The 17,044-nt window shown below is 59.5% G+C and carries 15 protein-coding genes; 12 read left to right on the top strand and 3 right to left on the bottom strand.

What is annotated here, in order from left to right:
- Window positions 1-147: 147 nt before the first annotated feature.
- The 7 genes from secA (at window position 148) to IEW18_RS01760 (ending at window position 9,232) form a co-directional block, all read left to right on the top strand.
- A complete protein-coding gene (gene secA / locus IEW18_RS01730) occupies window positions 148-3,549 on the top strand; it encodes a preprotein translocase subunit SecA (protein ID WP_188556080.1) in 3,402 nt (1,133 codons plus the stop codon).
- A gap of 114 nt (window positions 3,550-3,663) precedes the next feature.
- Window positions 3,664-4,341 (top strand): deoxyribose-phosphate aldolase, encoded by a 678-nt coding sequence (deoC, locus tag IEW18_RS01735; protein ID WP_188556081.1) that lies wholly within the window; start codon window positions 3,664-3,666, stop codon window positions 4,339-4,341.
- Entirely contained in the window at window positions 4,322-4,888 is a 567-nt protein-coding gene (locus tag IEW18_RS01740; RefSeq protein ID WP_188556082.1) for a sporulation protein, read from the top strand. Before deoC ends, IEW18_RS01740 begins: the two co-directional genes overlap by 20 nt.
- A 2-nt stretch (window positions 4,889-4,890) precedes the next feature.
- Entirely contained in the window at window positions 4,891-5,286 is a 396-nt protein-coding gene (locus IEW18_RS01745) for a hypothetical protein (protein WP_188556083.1), read from the top strand.
- Window positions 5,287-5,308: 22 nt separating this feature from the next.
- Window positions 5,309-6,508, top strand: coding sequence for a M20 metallopeptidase family protein (locus IEW18_RS01750; protein ID WP_188556084.1), 1,200 nt, complete (start codon window positions 5,309-5,311; stop codon window positions 6,506-6,508).
- A 482-nt stretch (window positions 6,509-6,990) separates the two neighbouring features.
- On the top strand, window positions 6,991-7,434 hold the full coding sequence (locus tag IEW18_RS01755) for an Hsp20/alpha crystallin family protein (protein ID WP_188556085.1): 444 nt from the start codon (window positions 6,991-6,993) through the stop codon (window positions 7,432-7,434).
- A gap of 286 nt (window positions 7,435-7,720) precedes the next feature.
- Window positions 7,721-9,232 (top strand): Do family serine endopeptidase, encoded by a 1,512-nt coding sequence (locus IEW18_RS01760; RefSeq protein WP_229728552.1) that lies wholly within the window; start codon window positions 7,721-7,723, stop codon window positions 9,230-9,232.
- A gap of 110 nt (window positions 9,233-9,342) precedes the next feature.
- On the opposite strand, the gene IEW18_RS01765 is transcribed toward IEW18_RS01760, so the two are convergent.
- Both IEW18_RS01765 and IEW18_RS01770 read right to left on the bottom strand, forming a co-directional pair.
- Window positions 9,343-9,750 (bottom strand): hypothetical protein, encoded by a 408-nt coding sequence (locus IEW18_RS01765; RefSeq protein ID WP_188556086.1) that lies wholly within the window; start codon window positions 9,748-9,750, stop codon window positions 9,343-9,345.
- A gap of 50 nt (window positions 9,751-9,800) precedes the next feature.
- Window positions 9,801-10,223 carry a hypothetical protein gene (locus IEW18_RS01770; RefSeq protein ID WP_188556087.1) on the bottom strand — a complete coding sequence of 141 codons (423 nt, stop codon included), beginning with the start codon at window positions 10,221-10,223 and terminating at the stop codon, window positions 9,801-9,803.
- A gap of 250 nt (window positions 10,224-10,473) precedes the next feature.
- On the opposite strand from IEW18_RS01770, the gene amaB reads away from it, so the two are divergent.
- Window positions 10,474-12,072, top strand: a complete 1,599-nt coding sequence (amaB, locus tag IEW18_RS01775; RefSeq protein ID WP_188556088.1) for an L-piperidine-6-carboxylate dehydrogenase — start codon at window positions 10,474-10,476, stop codon at window positions 12,070-12,072.
- Window positions 12,073-12,161: 89 nt separating this feature from the next.
- Here amaB and IEW18_RS01780 read toward each other — a convergent pair whose 3' ends face one another.
- On the bottom strand, window positions 12,162-13,292 hold the full coding sequence (locus IEW18_RS01780) for a glycoside hydrolase family 16 protein (protein ID WP_188556089.1): 1,131 nt from the start codon (window positions 13,290-13,292) through the stop codon (window positions 12,162-12,164).
- 386 nt (window positions 13,293-13,678) lie between these two features.
- Here IEW18_RS01780 and IEW18_RS01785 point away from each other — a divergent pair, with 386 nt between their 5' ends.
- The 4 genes from IEW18_RS01785 (at window position 13,679) to IEW18_RS01800 (ending at window position 17,027) form a co-directional block, all read left to right on the top strand.
- Window positions 13,679-14,242 carry an RNA polymerase sigma factor gene (locus tag IEW18_RS01785; protein WP_188556090.1) on the top strand — a complete coding sequence of 188 codons (564 nt, stop codon included), beginning with the start codon at window positions 13,679-13,681 and terminating at the stop codon, window positions 14,240-14,242.
- Window positions 14,243-14,360: 118 nt separating this feature from the next.
- Complete coding sequence (locus IEW18_RS01790; protein ID WP_188556091.1) at window positions 14,361-15,125, top strand: hypothetical protein; 765 nt, start codon at window positions 14,361-14,363, stop codon at window positions 15,123-15,125.
- Between the two features lie 3 nt (window positions 15,126-15,128).
- Window positions 15,129-16,370, top strand: a complete 1,242-nt coding sequence (locus tag IEW18_RS01795; RefSeq protein ID WP_188556092.1) for a hypothetical protein — start codon at window positions 15,129-15,131, stop codon at window positions 16,368-16,370.
- A 93-nt stretch (window positions 16,371-16,463) separates the two neighbouring features.
- A complete protein-coding gene (locus tag IEW18_RS01800; protein ID WP_229728553.1) occupies window positions 16,464-17,027 on the top strand; it encodes a PPC domain-containing DNA-binding protein in 564 nt (187 codons plus the stop codon).
- Window positions 17,028-17,044: the final 17 nt, after the last annotated feature.

Raw genomic sequence — 17,044 nt, forward strand, 5'->3', positions numbered from 1 at the left:
TAGCAGCCCGCCCTGGGCACGGTTGCGGTACAGCCCGCCGCCCCCGAAATCCGTCAGATTGTCTGTTCATTACGATATGGGGCGATTTTGGCTAGAAATCCTGTAAATTTGGGATGCGCCCCGGCGTTTCAATTAAGGTAAACCAGCATGTTTGATTTTCTAGGGAAAACCGTCGCCAAGATTTTCGGTTCTAAGTCGGACCGGGATTTGAAGGAGATTGTTCCGTACGTGGCGCTCGTAAACGCCGAATATGCCAAACTGGCACAACTCAGCGACGATGAGCTGCGCGCCCGTACCGACGAGGTTCGGGCCCGGATCGACGCTTACCTGAAAGCCATCGACGACCAAATTGCTGCCCTGCACCAGCGCATCAACGACGATGCCTCGCTGGACGCCGTGCAGAAAGAAGAACTGTTCGACCAGATTGATACGCTGGAAAAGCAGCGCAACAAGGAGCTGGAGGTAGTACTGATGGAAGTACTGCCCGTGGCGTTTGCCATTGCCAAAGAAACGGCCCGCCGCTACACCCAAAACGGCCAGCTGGTGGTAACCGCCACCGACTATGACCGGCAGTACGCCCAGCGCAAGCCCAACGTAACCATTCAGGGCGACAAGGCCATCTGGAGCAACAAGTGGAAGGCCGCCGGGGCCGACGTTACCTGGGACATGATTCACTACGACGTGCAGATTATCGGCGGCGTGGTCCTGCACCAGGGCAAGATTTCCGAAATGGCGACGGGCGAGGGCAAAACCCTGGTTTCGACGCTGCCCGCGTTCCTGAACGCGCTGGCCCGCCGCGGGGTGCACCTGGTAACGGTAAACGACTACCTGGCCAAGCGCGACTCGGAATGGAATGCGCCGTTGTTTGAGTTTCACGGCATTACCGTGGACTGCATTGACAAGCACCAGCCCAACACCGATGCGCGCCGGCAGGCCTACCTGGCCGACATTACCTACGGCACCAACAACGAGTTCGGCTTCGACTACCTGCGCGACAACATGGCCCGCGACCCGCAGGAACTGGTGCAGCGCCGCCACCACTACGCCATGGTCGATGAGGTGGACTCCGTGCTGATTGATGACGCCCGGACCCCGCTCATCATCTCCGGCCCCGTGCCCCGCGGTGATGTGCATGAGTTCTACATCCTGAAGCCCCGCATTCAGATGCTGGTGGATGCCCAGAAAAAGCAGGTGCAGAACTACCTGGTGGAGGCCCGCAAGCTCATCAAAGAAGGCAAAGACGGCCCCAAGGAAGGGGAAGGCGGTCTGGCCTTGTTCCGGGCCTACCGCGGCCTGCCCAAAAGCAAGCCTCTGATTAAGTTTCTGTCGGAAACCGGCATGCGCGCCGTACTCCAGAAGACGGAAAACTTCTACCTGCAGGACAACCAGCGCCAGATGCCCAAGGCTGATGAGCCGCTGTTCTTCACCATCGACGAGAAAAACAACCAGATTGAGCTGACTGAAAAAGGCATCGACCTGATTACCGGCCAGGGCGAAGACCACAACTTCTTCATTATGCCCGATATTGGCACCGAGTTGGCCAACATCGAGAAGGACCCGAACCTGAGCGGGGAGGAAAAGCTGCACAACAAGGAAAAGCTGATGGACGACTTCCAGGAGAAGTCGGAGCGCATCCACACCATCAACCAGTTGCTCAAAGCCTACACCCTGTTTGAGAAGGATGACCAGTACATCCTCACCGACGACGGCAAGGTAAAGATTGTGGACGAGCAGACCGGCCGCGTCATGGAAGGCCGCCGCTACTCCGATGGTCTGCACCAGGCCATCGAGGCCAAGGAAAACGTGCGCGTGGAAGACGCTACCCAGACCTACGCCACGGTAACCCTGCAGAACTACTTCCGCATGTACCACAAGCTGGGCGGCATGACGGGTACGGCCGAAACCGAAGCCGGCGAGTTCTGGGAAATCTACAAGCTCGACGTGGTGGTAATTCCCACCAACCGCGGCATTGCCCGCAAAGACGAGCACGACAAAGTCTACAAAACGGTACGCGAGAAGTACAACGCCGTAGCCGACGAAATCCAGACCCTGGTACAGGCCGGCCGCCCGGTGCTGGTGGGTACTACCTCCGTGGAAATTTCGGAGTTGGTAAGCCGCATGCTGAAGTTTAAGGGCATTCCGCACCAGGTGCTCAACGCCAAGCAAAACCAGCGCGAAGCGGAAATTGTGGCTGGCGCGGGCTACCCCGGCACTGTTACCATTGCCACCAACATGGCCGGCCGTGGTACCGACATTAAACTGAAGGAAACCTCGAAAGAGGCCGGTGGCTTGGCTATCATCGGCACGGAGCGGCACGAGTCGCGCCGCGTGGACCGCCAGCTGCGGGGCCGCGCCGGCCGCCAGGGCGACCCGGGCTCGTCGCAGTTCTTCGTAAGCTTGGAAGATAACCTGATGCGCTTGTTCGGCTCCGACCGGATTGCCAAGCTCATGGACCGCATGGGCCTGGAAGAAGGCGAAGTGATTCAGCACTCCATGATTACCTCCTCGATTGAGCGCGCCCAGAAGAAGGTAGAGGAAAACAACTTCGGTATCCGCAAGCGCCTGCTCGAGTACGACGACGTAATGAACGCCCAGCGCGAGGTAGTGTACAAGCGCCGCCGCAACGCCTTGCATGGCGAGCGGCTGGAGCTGGACATCTGGAACATGATCTACGATGTCTGCGAGGACATTGTGGTTGGTCACAAAGGCAACAACGACTACGAGGACTTCAAGCTGGCCATCATCCGCGTGTTTGGCTACGATACCCACCTGACGGCCCAGGACTTGGGCGGCATGCAGGCCGGGCAACTCACCCAAAAGCTCTACGACGAGGCGCTGGGCTACTACCACAGCAAAAACGAGTTCATTGCCGGCAACTCCCTGCCCCTAATCAACGACTTGCTGAGCCAGAATTCGCCCTACGAAAACATTGCCATTCCCTTCACCGATGGCCGCAAGCAGATCCAGGCCATAGCTAACCTGCGCCGCGCCCAGGCCACCGGCGGCCACGAAATCATTCGGGGTATGGAGAAGGTAGTGGTGCTGTCGGTTATTGACGAGGCCTGGACCAAGCACCTGCGCGCCATGGATGACCTGAAGCAGGTAGTCCAGAACGCCGTGTACGAGCAGAAGGACCCGTTGCTGGTTTACAAGTTCGAGTCGTTTGAGCTGTTCAAGCGCATGATTGGCAAGGTAAACGAGGACACCATTCAGTTCCTGTTCCGCGCCGATGTGCCTATGCAGCCCGGCCAGGATGGCTACGACGAGCCCGAGTACTTCACCGAAGACGAGCTGCCCGTAGCGCCGCCCCAGCCCAAGCTGAAGGCCGAGAAGGAAGTATCGTCGGTATCGCTCGGGGCAGGGCCTGAGGACCTGGAGCAGGACGGCGCCCAAGTGCTGGAAAAGCAGCAGCCGGCCAAGTCCCAGAAAGTTGCCAACCGCAACGAGAAGGTAAGCGTGCAGTACATGGACGGCCGCATTGTGCGCGACGTGAAGTTTAAGTCCGTTGAGGACGACCTGCTAAATGACCGCGCCGTGCTGATCGACTAACTCTCAGTCGGTAAATTACCTGCGGGCCGCGTTTCCAGTTGGAAGCGCGGCCCGTTTGTTGTAGCATGCGGGGCCGTCCGGGCTACCGTTTCCGTCTGTTACCTTTGCCTTCCTATGTCGCAGAAGATTGCCGCTACCATCGACCACACGCTGCTCCGTCAGGATGCTACCCCCGACCAGATTGCGCAACTCTGCCAGGAGGCCGCCGCGCACCACTTTGCCAGCGTGTGCGTGCCGCCTTGCTACGTGCGCTTTGCCGTAGGGCAGTTGCTGGATACAGGCGTGCCCGTATGCACGGTAATCGGGTTTCCGCTGGGGTATTCCTCCTCGAAAGTTAAATTCTTTGAGGCGCACCAAGCCTTGGCGGAAGGCGCTACCGAGCTGGATATGGTCATCAATGTAGGCGCGCTCAAGGCTGGTCGGTTGGCAGAGGTGGAAGAGGAAATCGGGCAGCTGGCGGAGCTGTGCCACCTGCGCGGGGCCATTCTGAAGGTGATTATTGAAACGGCCCTGCTCACCGAGGATGAAATTGTAACGGCCTGCCAGCTCTGCCAGGAAGCGGGCGCCGACTTCGTAAAAACCTCCACCGGCTTTGCCAGCCGCGGCGCCTCCGTTGCTGATATTATGCTGATGCGCCGCTCCCTGCCCGGCAGCATCCGCATCAAGGCCTCGGGCGGCATCCGCACCCGCACGGCTGCCCTGGCCCTGCTGGCCGCCGGCGCCGACCGGATTGGCTCGTCTAACAGCCTGACTTTGCTGCAAGAAAACTCCCATGAAACATCCGCTACGTAACGTGTTGCTGCTGTCTGCTTTATTTTCCCTAGGAGCCTGTGCTTCCTCCGGCCCTAGCGCACCCGCCGGCGCCGGCGCGGCGGATACCACGCGCCGGGTTCCTACCAGCGCCGCTCAGGGCCCTACTGGTCCGGCAGAAGACCTGAGCCGCTACCGGTCGGTTTTCGCGGCCCCGAAAGCGCCGGTTGCTGCGCCCACCGGGCCCGCCCGCGTGGTAGCGCCTACCAACCACGTAAACCCCCAAATTGAGCAGCGCCTGCGCGACCAGGCCTTCACCAACCAGAACGTGAAGTACGCCCAGGGCTACCGTATTCTGGCCTACGTGGGTTTGCAGAAAGAACAGGCCATGGCCGTGCGCCGGGCCGTCATCAGCCGCTACCCCGAGGAAACCGATTACCTGGGCTATAAGCAGCCCATTTTCCGCCTCTGGATTGGCGACTACCTCACCCGCCTGGAAGCCGAACAGGCCCTGCTGCGCATCCGGCCGCTGGCTCCCAAGGCCGAGCTGGAATCGGCCCAGGTGATTATCAACAAAACCACTTTTTAGCCGTGGCCCTGGTTCGGGAGCTGCACTGGGACGAACTGGACCTGCTGCAAGGGCTTGAGGTAGTGCCCACGGAAGGCAGCGGAGGCGGCATTCACTCCCGGGTTGAGCACGACGGATTGCGCCTGCTGGTCACGCTCTGGCCCCAGGCCGGGGTAGTGGACGTGACGCTGCTGCAAGTGAGTACTCAAGCCGTGCTGCTGGACTTTACAGTGGCCGTGCGCGGACGAATCCGCTACAACAATGACCAGCGCGGCCGGTACCTAGAGTTTCCCGACTGCGTGCTGGTGAGCCGCATTTCTTTTTCTGTGGAGCAGGATGAAGCCGCGTTCAACCCCAACACCGTGGGTCGTTCCATGCTCCTGACGGTGCGCCCGCACCTGAGCGTTTTATTTGAATAGACCTGTTTCACTTCCCTGGCATATGCAGCACCTGATTCCGCGCATCAAAACCCTGGCGGCCGAAATGGCGGCCGAAACCGTTGGCCTGCGGGAGCACCTGCACGCCCACCCGGAGCTGTCGTTTCAGGAGCACCAGACGGTAGCTTTCGTGACGGAGCAGCTGCAGAAGTTGGGCCTGCCCACCCAGCCCGTTGCCAACACGGGGGTAGTGGCCTTGCTGGAGGGGCGCAACCCGGGCTCCCGCACCGTGGCCCTGCGCGCCGATATGGACGCCCTACCCATCACGGAACAGAATGAGGTAGCCTACAAATCAAAGAACCCGGGCGTGATGCACGCCTGCGGCCACGATGTACATACCTCGTCCCTGCTGGGGGTAGCCCGCATTCTGGTGCAGCTCCGCGAGGAGTTCGAGGGCACGGTGAAACTCTTGTTTCAGCCCGGTGAGGAAGTGCTACCCGGCGGCGCCTCCCTCATGATTCAGGAGGGCGTGCTGGAAAACCCGCGGCCCGCCAGCGTGCTGGGGCAGCACGTATTTCCGCGCCTGCCGGCCGGCAAAATTGGCTTGCGCGCCGGCCGCTACATGGCCAGCACCGACGAGCTGTACCTGACCGTGCGCGGCAAAGGCGGCCACGGCGCCATGCCGGAACAAAACATTGACCCGGTGCTGGTAGCGGCCCACCTTATTGTGGCGGCCCAGCAGATTGTAAGTCGCCGCGCCAACCCCAAGCTGCCCTCGGTGCTGTCGTTTGGGAAGGTAATTGCCCAGGGCGCTACCAACGTTATTCCTAACGAAGTGTACCTGGAAGGCACTTTCCGGACGCTGAATGAGGAGTGGCGCAACGAGGCCCACGAGCATCTGCGCCGCCTCTGCGAAGGGCTGGCCGAAAGCATGGGCGCCAGCTGCGAGTTGGAAATCCGTCGGGGCTACCCTTACCTGGAAAACGAGCCGGCCCTGACGGCCCGTACTGAGCAGGCCGCCGTAGAGTATCTGGGCCGCGAGAATGTGGTGGAGCTGGACCAGTGGATGGCCGCCGAGGATTTCGCGTACTTCAGCCAAGTCACTAGCGCCTGTTTCTACCGCCTCGGCACGGCCGCCGCCGATGGTAGCAGCCGCTACACCTCTTCGGTACACACGCCCACCTTTGATATTGACCCGCAGGCGCTGGAAACCGGTCCTGGCCTGATGGCTTGGCTCGCCCTGCGCGAACTAGCCGAAAAGTAGCACCGGACCGGTCAGTCCCTACCTGAGCAGACAAGTAGTAAGTCAATATTCAGGCGGCCACTCAAAAGCACTACTCATGCTGAACTGCGCTCAGCATGAGTAGTGCTTTTGAGTGGCCGCCTGAATATTGACTTATCCCGCGCACGAAGCACGAACCGTAGCAGGTGCAGCGTTAACCGATAGGCCATAAGAAGTCAAGGTCTAACCCTAAAATAGGAGTAAGCGGCTGCGTCCTTATGAGCAAGTAATTATTGATAATGCCAAAAAGTCATTCATGATATCATCTGATAAACTTGTTTTGGGTGAAATGGTGTAGATTTATGCAAGTCGAAGAAAAAGATTGTCATTTGCTCTTATGACAATAGATGACAATTTGTCTTATTAAACTTGCTTCGGACGTTTGGTACAGATTTTATAGAAGTAGGGTGTGTCTGACGGGACACGGTAACATAGTCCTACTACCTACTAACTTGTACTTACCCATGGCAACGCTTCTGTATAACAATCTGCCCGCTTTGCGTCCTACCCGTGCTATCAGCTCGGTACTTAATGAAATGCTGCGCGATACGCTGCCTACGCAAGCGGCCCCTTCCCAGAGCTTTATTCCTCAGGCCGATATCGTAGAGTCGGAGCAGGGCTTTGAATTGCACCTGATGCTGCCCGGCGTAGCAAAGGAAAACGTGAAAATCGACTTTCAGGATGGCAAGCTGACCGTAACGGGTGAGCGGAAAGCCCCCGAAGCCACCGAAACCGGCCCCAAATTCCGCCGCGTTGAGTCGGGCTACGGTACCTTTACCCGCACCTTCCGCCTGCCTGATACAGTCGACGTAACCGCCATTGAGGCCCAGCTGCAGGACGGAGTGTTGCGCCTGACCATCCCCTTCGACAGCAAAAAGGTGACCAAGCACCAGATTGAAGTTCGCTAACCGCGGCAACAAGAAAAAAGGCACCGCACAACGGTGCCTTTTTTCTTGTCTCGGGTGTTGTTACCCTAACCGCCCGCCGGTAGCTGCCTGCTACGGCAGAAAATAATCTACCAACGGGCCGTTTTTCTCCTTTAACAGCCGTGCAACCGGACACCATCTGCCGGGCATCTAGCGTTACGTAGCAGCCACAGATTTCAGCCTTCATATAGCAGGGCGAGTGTATGGTTCGCTCACAAATCTGTTGTATTTTCAACTCGACATCTTTCATCTCACCTCTTTCTTACCCATGCAAGCAAAACAAATGATGCTCGGTCTGCTCGGTTCCGCCATTTTGGGTGGGGGCGTGGCTGTGGGTGGGTACAAGCTGCTGGAGCCGGAGCGTGGCCTTGCGCCCCAGGCCGTAGCCGCCGACCCGAACGTTCGCTATACCAGCGAGTTGCGCAACAGCACGTACACGGTACCCGAGGGCCTAAACTTTACCGCCGCGGCGGCTTCCGTGACGCCGGCCGTCGTGCACGTCATGACGGAGTATGCCCCCAAGGCTTCCAGCCAGGGTGATATGTCGCGCATGGACCCGTTCCTGCGGCAGTTCTTCGGCGATGATCTGGAACAATATCAAGGTCGTGGCCGCCAGCAAGGGCCACAGCAAGGCTCGGGCTCGGGCGTTATAATTGCCGCCAACGGCTACATCGTCACGAACAACCACGTAATTGAGAAGGCCGATAAGATTGAGGTGGTAATGGACGACAAGCGCAAGTTCCAGGCTGAGCTGGTAGGCGCTGACCCCAATACCGATCTGGCCCTGCTAAAAGTAAAGGCCGATAACCTCCCCTTCGTGCGCTACGGTAACTCCGATAACGTGAAGGTAGGGGAGTGGGTGTTGGCCGTGGGCAACCCCTTCAACCTGAACTCCACCGTTACGGCCGGCATTATCTCGGCCAAGGGCCGGAACATCAACATCCTGCGCCGCGAGGATAACATGGGCATTGAGTCGTTCCTGCAAACGGATGCCGTAGTTAACCCTGGTAACTCGGGTGGCGCCTTGGTCAACCTCAATGGCGACCTGATCGGCATTAACTCCGCCATTGCCTCGCACACGGGCTCGTTTGAAGGCTACTCGTTTGCCGTACCCAGCTCCATTGTGAGCAAGGTGGTAGACGACTTGCTGAAGTACAAAACGGTGCAGCGGGCCCTGCTCGGCGTCCAAATCCGGGAAGTGGATGCCCAGTTGGCTTCCGAGAAGAAGCTGGCTTCCTTGAACGGCGTGTACGTAATGGGCCTGGGCAAGAACAGCTCGGCCGCCGCCGCTGGCTTGCAGGAAGGCGACATTATCACGGAAATCAACGGGGTGAAGGTGAACACCTCCTCGCAGCTGCAGGAGCAGGTAGCCCGCTTCCGGCCCGGCGACAAAATCAAGGTTAGCTACTTGCGCGGTACTGATGCCCGCGTAGCTACCGCCACGCTGCGCAACTCCACCGGCACCACCGACATTGTGCGGGAAGAGGTAGCCACGGCGCTGAAGTACGAAGGAGCCACTCTGGCTCCCGTAACCCGCCAGGAGCAAAGCAAGCTGGGCATTGATGGCGGCGCCAAAATCAACGGGGTGAAAGGCTCCAACTTCCGGGAAACCGGCATTGCCGATGGCTTCATCATCACCCGCATTGATAAAAACAAAGTATCGAAGCCCCAAGACGTACAACGCTACCTCGAAGCCGCCAAGGAAACGGATGGCGCTCTGGTAGAAGGCGTATATCCCGACGGCCGCAAAGCCTACTACCCCATTGGTCAGGCGCAATAAGTTGCCGTAACCATTCAGAAAAAGCCCCTCCGCTGTGCAGCGGAGGGGCTTTTTCTTTTTGACAAGCTCCTGAAACAGCCGTGCTGGCTACTCTGCCAGGGCAGTTATGCTTACGCTCTTGCCCAAGCTATAGCCTGGCCCTCGTCGATGAACAGCCGCAGCTGGTAAGTGCGCTCAGCGGCCAAGCCAAAGGCCAGAAACTGCTGCTGGGTAGGGTCGGTTTCGTACACGCTGAGCCGGGCCGGTGAGCAAAGCACGGCAATGCGCAAGGGCTGTGGGGCCAGTTGGTCAGCGGCTTGCGGGTAGAACGTGTGGGTAGTCCACTGCCCGATTTCGGGGTCGAGCTGGTCGCGGCGGCGCACATCCAGCAACCACCGCCCAAGCTGATGCTGGGTTGCCGCAGCCAGAACGGCGTAGTAGTCGGCTTGCAGTTGTGCGGGCGAGGCATCGGCGGCCCAGCGAGCCACCAAAATGCCCAAGTCGGGGCGCGGGGTAATGGTACAGACGGTGGTAGACATACGCGGAAGATGGGCTACCTATGGCCGAACGGCAGCATGAATACGGCTGATTAACAAGGTTGTAGCCACTGAATAGCATCGGCTTCGTTTAGAAAAACCCGTAGCCGATAGGGTTGCGCAGGGTCCTGAGAGCGAATGATAGCCGCATTTTTAGCCGCTGGCTCCAAGTTAATAGCCTCCAGGCGAGTTGGGGAAATTAAGTAGGCCACCAGCAGAAGGGAAGGCTCCAGGGCCGTAGCAGCTGCGGGCAAAAACGTATCAATCATCCAGGCGGAGTTTTCGGCCTGCACGGCCACGCGCCGGCGCACATCCACCAGCCAGTGCGTTGTGCCCTGCTGCCGGGCCAACTCCAGCGCGGCCTGGCAGCCTACCTGAACTTCCGGCAGAGTAGCGTCGCGCAGCCAGCGCAACGTAAGAAGTTGTAAGTCGGGGCGATGCGCAAGCTGTAAATACTCGGAATACGGGGCAGACATGAAGGGCGGGCAAAGTAGCGTGGCTCAAAAATACATACTGCCCGGTTATAGCGGTAGCCAGCCGCGCCGGGACCTTGGGTACCAGCGCGCCCGGCCGGCGCCAGCAGTTGAGCACCGCGCGTGTTAGTTTTATACCTTGTTTTGTAAACCATGCTGCTGCGGGTAGGCCAATAGCTGCCTATTGAGCCCACGCCAAGCGTCAGTTTCTTTTACCGCAACATCCCACCCAACCCATTTCTTACTATCCTCCATGAAACAAGCCCTCGAAGAAGCCCTGGCTACCGGCACCGATGTGCAGGAGCACGACCCGCACGGTATTCAGCACGTCCTGCGCGAACTGGGCGTGGAAGCCCGCAATGCGGCCTGGAGCACGGGCCTGCAGTGGGGCGGCGCCGGCAACGAGCACACCCGCACCATTCACTCGCCCACCGACGGCCACCCAATTGGAACTGTGGCCTTTGCTACTGCGCAAGACTACAACACAGTGGTAGAGCAGGCCCAGGAAGCCTTTACCACCTGGCGCCTGGTGCCCGCTCCCAAGCGCGGAGAAATTGTGCGGCAAATTGGTAACAAGCTGCGCGAAAACAAGGAAGCCCTGGGCAAGCTGGTCAGCTACGAAATGGGCAAAATCCTGCAGGAGGGCCTGGGTGAAGTGCAGGAAATGATTGACATCTGTGACTTTGCCGTGGGCCTTTCGCGCCAGCTGCATGGCTTTACCATGCACTCAGAGCGGCCTGCCCACCGCATGTATGAGCAGTATCATCCGCTGGGGGTAGTCGGCATTATTTCGGCCTTCAACTTTCCGGTGGCCGTGTGGAGTTGGAACGCCATGCTGGCCGCCGTGTGCGGTGACGTGAGCATCTGGAAGCCCTCCGAGAAAACCCCGCTGGTAGCCGTAGCCGTGCAGCATATTCTCAACGATGTACTCCGGGAAAATGAGCTGCCCGAGGGCGTGTTTAACCTCATCATTGGGGATGCGGAAATTGGGGCCGCCATGGCCGCCGATACCCGCGTGCCCCTGGTATCGGCCACGGGCAGTACCCGCATGGGCAAGAAGGTAGGCGAAGTGGTGGGTGGCCGACTGGGCCGCGCGCTGCTGGAGTTGGGCGGCAACAACGCCATCATCCTCACCGAGCACGCCGACCTGGACATGGCCATGCGGGCCGTGGTATTTGGCGCCGTGGGCACGGCCGGGCAGCGCTGCACCACCACCCGCCGCCTCATCATCCACGAAGGCATTTTCGAAGACGTAAAAGCGCGCCTGCTCAAGATTTACCCCAACCTGCCCATCGGCCACCCCTTGCAGGAGGGCAACCTGGTAGGCCCGCTGATTGACAAGGCGGCCGTGGACTCATTCCGTAACGCGCTAACCGCCGTGCAGCAGGAAGGCGGCACGCTGCTGCTGGGTGGCGAGGTGCTGGAAGGAGCTGGCTATGAAACCGGTACCTACGTGAAGCCCGCGCTGGTAGAAGCCCGCAACGAGTACCACACGGTCCAGGAAGAGACCTTCGCCCCGATTCTGTACCTGATTAAGTACAGCGGCGGGGTAGAAGAGGCTATTGCCATCCAGAACGGGGTGCGCCAGGGGCTGTCCTCCAGCATCTTCTCCCTGAACATGCGCGAAACCGAAACGTACCTTAGCCACGCCGGCTCCGACTGCGGCATTGCCAACGTCAACATTGGTACCAGCGGGGCCGAAATCGGGGGCGCTTTCGGGGGCGAAAAGGAAACCGGCGGCGGCCGCGAGTCTGGCTCCGATGCCTGGCGCATCTACATGCGCCGGCAAACCAACACCATCAACTACAGCACGCAGCTACCCCTGGCCCAGGGCATCAAGTTCGACGTGTAGATAGCGCCGTCTCCGCGCAAAAACAACAGGCCCGCTTGGTACACCGAGCGGGCCTGTTGCGTACTGTATGTAGCCTACTTCGCTTGAAGCTACGGAAATGAAAAAGCTGACTGTTTAGGCTGTTTCCGCAGGAAGGCGGGCCACTGGCCTTGCGGGCCCAGCGCCGCCTGGTTTGGGCGATACACCCGAATGTAGTCAATCAGAAAGGAGTCGTTGGGAGAAGGGCAGTGCTGGTCGGTGGCCGTGACGCCGTCGGGGGCTGTGGGGCAGTGTTGGTTTTTTTTGCAGTCCCACTGGTAGTGGCTACTGATCATCAGGTTCATTTCGCGGGGGAGGATAGCTTTTTCGCCCTGAATGCGCTGAATTACCTGCCCGTCAATCAACCACACCATTTCCGTGGGTGCCCATACCAGTGTGTACACGTGAAAGGACGTGGCCGGATTATTCTTGAGCCAACTTAAGTGCGTGACCTTGCTTTCGTGGCCGGAGTAGGGGTTGCGTTGTAGGGAGCTGAAAAACGTGCGCTTGCCCGGCTGCCCCTCCGGAGTTGGCGGCCCCATAAACGACTCGAACATGTCCAGCTCCCAGGTGTCGCCCGTCTGCCAATTGGGGTTGATGCTGCCTTCGCAGTTAGGAACTCCGTAGCCACCCCACAGCCAGAAAGCGGCCTGCAAGCCATCGGTGGCCGGTAGCTTGGCCCGAATTTCGAAAATGCCGTAACGGAAGCCCGGCTCCCCACAACTAGTGTCGTCGGTATACAGGGCCCGCAGCAGGCCACTGGTTTTGTAGAATTCGCCTTCCGTGACCGTGCCCTGGGCCGAGGTGATTTTTCGCAGGGGGGTCGGGTGGTAAGTAAAGTCCAGGGCCACCATGCCGTCGCGGGTGTTGGTGGGGTTAGGCACCAGCCGGATGTCCTCGGGGCGGTAGGCGTAGCTCTCGGGGCCATAGTTTTGGCACTCGGCTTTGCTGTCCCAGTGGGCATTGCCCCAGATTTGTTCAGGGCTCCACTTACCCGTGTGCTTACTCAGCATGGAGTCAACGGTAGGGTACCGGAAGTCATCTTCAAATACCACGTGGTAGTTGCGCAGATTTACGCCCGATGGGTAGCGTTGCCCTCGGGCCGCAGGCCGCGCGAGCAGCAGCAGAGCAACCGCCAGCAAGCCACCCCAGCGAATAGCGGGCAGTTGAAATGGGTAATAAACTCGGGGAAGTAGGGTCATGTAATAAATAGTAACGAAAACTGCGCCGCACACTGAACAGGTGTACTCCTTAACTCGCTATTTCGATGTCGTAGCGGCCTCCAGCTATGGGTCCTCTATAACCAGAAAGAGGCGAAGCTGCTTTTCGTACCCGCTGCTGAAAATGAGAGTAAGAGCATTAGATGAAGGCTCGCATATGACCAATGCACAGGGTGAAAAGAGTAAATAACACGCAATCGGGCACGAAAGTACGGCTTGGGTGTTGAGATACTAGTGGGCGGTGCAACCCCGTTGCGGGCGGCCTGTCTTTCACTTGCTTACCCGAAGAGCACCTGTCGTTTTTGCCCGGAAAGTTGGATATTTACGATTCTTCCGTTTCCGAACTCCCGCCAACCCAGCCGCACCCTATGGAGGCATTTTCGTATACCGACATCAACGCCCCGCTAGTCGAGCGGTGCCGCCTGGGCGACCGGCGTGCGCAGGCCGAAATTTACAAGCGCTACTCCAAAGCTATGTTCAACGCCTCCCTGCGCATCACCGGCGACTATGCCGAGGCGGAGGACGTGCTGCAGGAGTCGTTTCTGAGCGCCTTCCGGGAGCTGCACAGCTACAAAGGCGACTCGTCGTTTGGCTCCTGGCTGAAGCGCATCGTCATCAACAAAAGCATCAACTGCCTGCGCAACCGGCGCCTGCAACTGGTGCCCCTGGGCGACCAGCACGACGGGGCCGCTCCTGACCATGACGACCACGGTCCTGACATGGAAGACCTGGGCTGGCGCGCCGACATCGTGCGACGCTGCGTGCAGGAGCTGCCGGATGGCTACCGGGTAGTGCTTTCTCTGTATCTGCTGGAAGGCTACGACCACGCCGAAATTGCGGGCATTCTTAACATCACCGAATCCACTTCGAAGTCGCAGTACAGCCGCGCCCGCAAAAAGCTCCTGGAGCTTGCTCGCCAGCACGGCTTGTAGTACCAGCATCCCGATTTATCCCCGACCTGATGCTGCCACTAGTGTTGGTCGCGCTGGCCCACCCCAATTCAAGACCAGCTCGCCGCGCCAAAAAGCAGCCTGCCCATTACCACCTGACATGAACGAGAAGAAAACCGGACTGGAAGCCTTTGTTGCGCGCCACCGCGCCGACTTCGATGTGTTCGAGCCGCGCCCGAATCTGTGGGACGACATTGAGCTGGAACTAACCCTGCCAGAAGCTGCTGCGCAAGCAACTCCCCTGAAAATTGTACCCCTGTACGGCCCCGAACTGGCCGAAACTACTGCTGCGTCGCCCGCGCCGGATACGGCCGTGCGCTCGGCCCGCCCCTACGGAATTGCTGCCGCGGTAGCGGCTCTGCTGATGGTAGGCGGCTGGTTTTGGCAGCACAGCTCCGAGGCTACCTACTGGACACGCAACGGCCAGGCTGCGGTAGCCGGCTCCGCTACGGCGTCGGCGACTACCGAAAGTCAGCCCCTAGCCACTTCCTCTTCCCCAATATTGGCTACGCCAGCCACGGCCGGGCCCGAGCAGCGGCTGGCCGGCGCCGTGCACCGCATGGAAACGTACTACGCCACGCAAATCACGGAGCGCCAGCAGGAGCTGCGGGCCCTGGACCAGGAAGCGCCGGCCGCGGCCCCGCACGCCGATTGGCAGCAGGAGCTCAAGGGCCTCGATTCCACGTATCAACAGCTACGCGCCGAGCTGTACCGCAATCCGGAGCCGGAAGTGGTGCTGGATGCCATGGACCGCAACCTGCAGATTCGGCTGGATTTGTTGAATCAGCAGCTGCGCACCCGGGAGCAAATCCGTGATTATCACTCTCAACCCTTTATGGCGACGGAAAGCCGCCGGACTCCTTAGGTTATGCGCCGTTCTCTGCTTTCCGCTGGCCACGTAGGGTGTGTGGTGGCCCTCACCGGGCTGCTGGGCACGACCAGCAAACCGGCCTGGGCTCAGCTATCGACGGCCCCCGACAATACCACGGTACATTACGAACAGCCCGTAACAGCTCCGCTCAGCACTCCCGAACAGGGCAGTCCTCTGGATGCGCGGGAAGGTAGTGGGCAAGGGCCCCAGGATGAGGCGCAGCCTACTCCAGCGGTTGAGAAAGTGCGTAAAATCAGCCGGACGTTTCCGGCCAGCGCCACCAAGCTTTACACCCTCGATACCCGCTATGGCCGGGTGCAGGTGAACGTGTGGAACCGGCCCGAAATCCGGACTGATGTGGACATCATTACTCGCGCCGAAACCGAGGAAAAAGCCCAGCAGCTGCAGGATATGATTCAGGTGCAGCTTCAGGATCAGGACCCCGCCACCGGCGGTATTACGGCTCGTTCCCGCTTCGGGGCCATGCCGCGGGAGTGCTGGAGCCGCACCAAGCTGTATGAGGTAAACTACACGGTGTGGGTGCCCAAGGATACTCCCTTGGCCCTGCATAATACGTTCGGCGAAATCAGCCTAACCAGTGACCTAACCGGCGCCACGGAGCTAGCCATTGAGTACGGTAGCTTGCGCACGGCCCGCCTGGAAGGGCCCCGCAACTCTGTGCGCGTCTGCAATGCTCAGTGCACGGTGCCCTACGCCCGCCGCGCTACCGTAGACGCCTCCTACTCCAAGCTGCGCCTGACGGAAGGTGGCACCGTAGAGCTGCGCAATAACTACTCCGATATCGACATTGGCTCGGTGCAGGACCTGACGGTGCACAGCAAGTACGGCGACGTGGTGCTGGGCACGGTGCGTAACCTGCGGGGCAGCTCCGGCTTCTCCAAGTTCAGCATCGACAAGCTTAGCAACCAGCTGGACATGAAGCTGCAATACTGCCCCAGCTTTGAAGTGCGTAGCACCGGCAAGAATTTTCGGCAGATTAACGTGGATGGGGGCTACAGCACCATTCTGCTTAATTTTCCGGATGGGGCAGGCTTCAACTTCGATGTGAATACCGACCACGGCAAGCTGCTGGTAGACAAGCGGCTGGTGCGGGTTAATTCCGAGGAAAGCAGCCCGTCTACCACGGATATGCAAGGGAGCTTCGGGGCCGTGCAAACCCGCAAGGCCGGCAACGTCAACATTAAGGTGCGCTACGGTAACGTGAGCTTCCGGCGCTAGCTCCTAGTTGAAAACGAGGCCCAAAAGCCAGGAGGCGAACGGTAGAAAAATTCACTGTTCGCCTCCTGGCTTTTGTGCGTTTCTTTGCCCCTGATGCGCCTTCCGTTCCTTATAATGCTGGGGCTGCTAGTTTCGGCTACCGGCTCCGCCCAGTCTGTACCTGCTGCCATGCCGCCCGCCTCCCCTGGTTTGCCCAAGCCCTCTACGCCCACCTCCTCGCTCCGAAACTATGCCCTGCGCCTCAAGCCGGGGCAGGACTTGCACCAGGAGCTGCTGGCCTTTGCCGCGCAGCACCAGCTGCGGGCGGCGGCGGTGCTTACCTGCGTGGGCAGCCTAACTACTACCACCCTGCGGCTAGCCAACCAAGAAGGGCCTACGCAGTATCATGGGCACTTCGAAATTGTATCCCTAGTGGGCACCTTGTCCGTTAATGGCAGCCACCTCCACCTGGCCGTTGCCGATTCCACGGGCCGCACTATTGGCGGGCATCTGCTAAACGGTAGCCTTGTGTATACCACCGCGGAGCTGGTTATTGGTGAACTGCCCGAACTGGATTTCCGCCGCGAGCCAGACCCCACCTACGGCTACCGAGAGCTAACCGTATACCCGGCTCCCAAGGCCGGCCGAAAGGCTAAGCCTTCTCCTAAAAGGCCCTAACTTCCGCCTGATCCTTC

It is taken from the genome of Hymenobacter glacieicola (assembly GCF_014640315.1).
Classification (GTDB): domain Bacteria; phylum Bacteroidota; class Bacteroidia; order Cytophagales; family Hymenobacteraceae; genus Hymenobacter; species Hymenobacter glacieicola.

Excerpts from the sequence above, each read along its gene's own strand:
- IEW18_RS01760 (WP_229728552.1), top strand. The coding sequence starts at position 7,721 with ATGCAAGCAAAACAAATGATGCTCGGTCTGCTCGGTTCCGCCATTTTG.
- deoC (WP_188556081.1), top strand. The coding sequence starts at position 3,664 with ATGTCGCAGAAGATTGCCGCTACCATCGACCACACGCTGCTCCGTCAG.
- IEW18_RS01785 (WP_188556090.1), top strand. The coding sequence starts at position 13,679 with ATGGAGGCATTTTCGTATACCGACATCAACGCCCCGCTAGTCGAGCGG.
- IEW18_RS01770 (WP_188556087.1), bottom strand. The coding sequence starts at position 10,223 with ATGTCTGCCCCGTATTCCGAGTATTTACAGCTTGCGCATCGCCCCGAC.
- IEW18_RS01750 (WP_188556084.1), top strand. The coding sequence starts at position 5,309 with ATGCAGCACCTGATTCCGCGCATCAAAACCCTGGCGGCCGAAATGGCG.
- IEW18_RS01780 (WP_188556089.1), bottom strand. The coding sequence starts at position 13,292 with ATGACCCTACTTCCCCGAGTTTATTACCCATTTCAACTGCCCGCTATT.
- IEW18_RS01755 (WP_188556085.1), top strand. The coding sequence starts at position 6,991 with ATGGCAACGCTTCTGTATAACAATCTGCCCGCTTTGCGTCCTACCCGT.
- IEW18_RS01790 (WP_188556091.1), top strand. The coding sequence starts at position 14,361 with ATGAACGAGAAGAAAACCGGACTGGAAGCCTTTGTTGCGCGCCACCGC.
- amaB (WP_188556088.1), top strand. The coding sequence starts at position 10,474 with ATGAAACAAGCCCTCGAAGAAGCCCTGGCTACCGGCACCGATGTGCAG.
- IEW18_RS01800 (WP_229728553.1), top strand. The coding sequence starts at position 16,464 with ATGCGCCTTCCGTTCCTTATAATGCTGGGGCTGCTAGTTTCGGCTACC.
- IEW18_RS01765 (WP_188556086.1), bottom strand. The coding sequence starts at position 9,750 with ATGTCTACCACCGTCTGTACCATTACCCCGCGCCCCGACTTGGGCATT.
- IEW18_RS01795 (WP_188556092.1), top strand. The coding sequence starts at position 15,129 with ATGCGCCGTTCTCTGCTTTCCGCTGGCCACGTAGGGTGTGTGGTGGCC.
- IEW18_RS01740 (WP_188556082.1), top strand. The coding sequence starts at position 4,322 with ATGAAACATCCGCTACGTAACGTGTTGCTGCTGTCTGCTTTATTTTCC.
- secA (WP_188556080.1), top strand. The coding sequence starts at position 148 with ATGTTTGATTTTCTAGGGAAAACCGTCGCCAAGATTTTCGGTTCTAAG.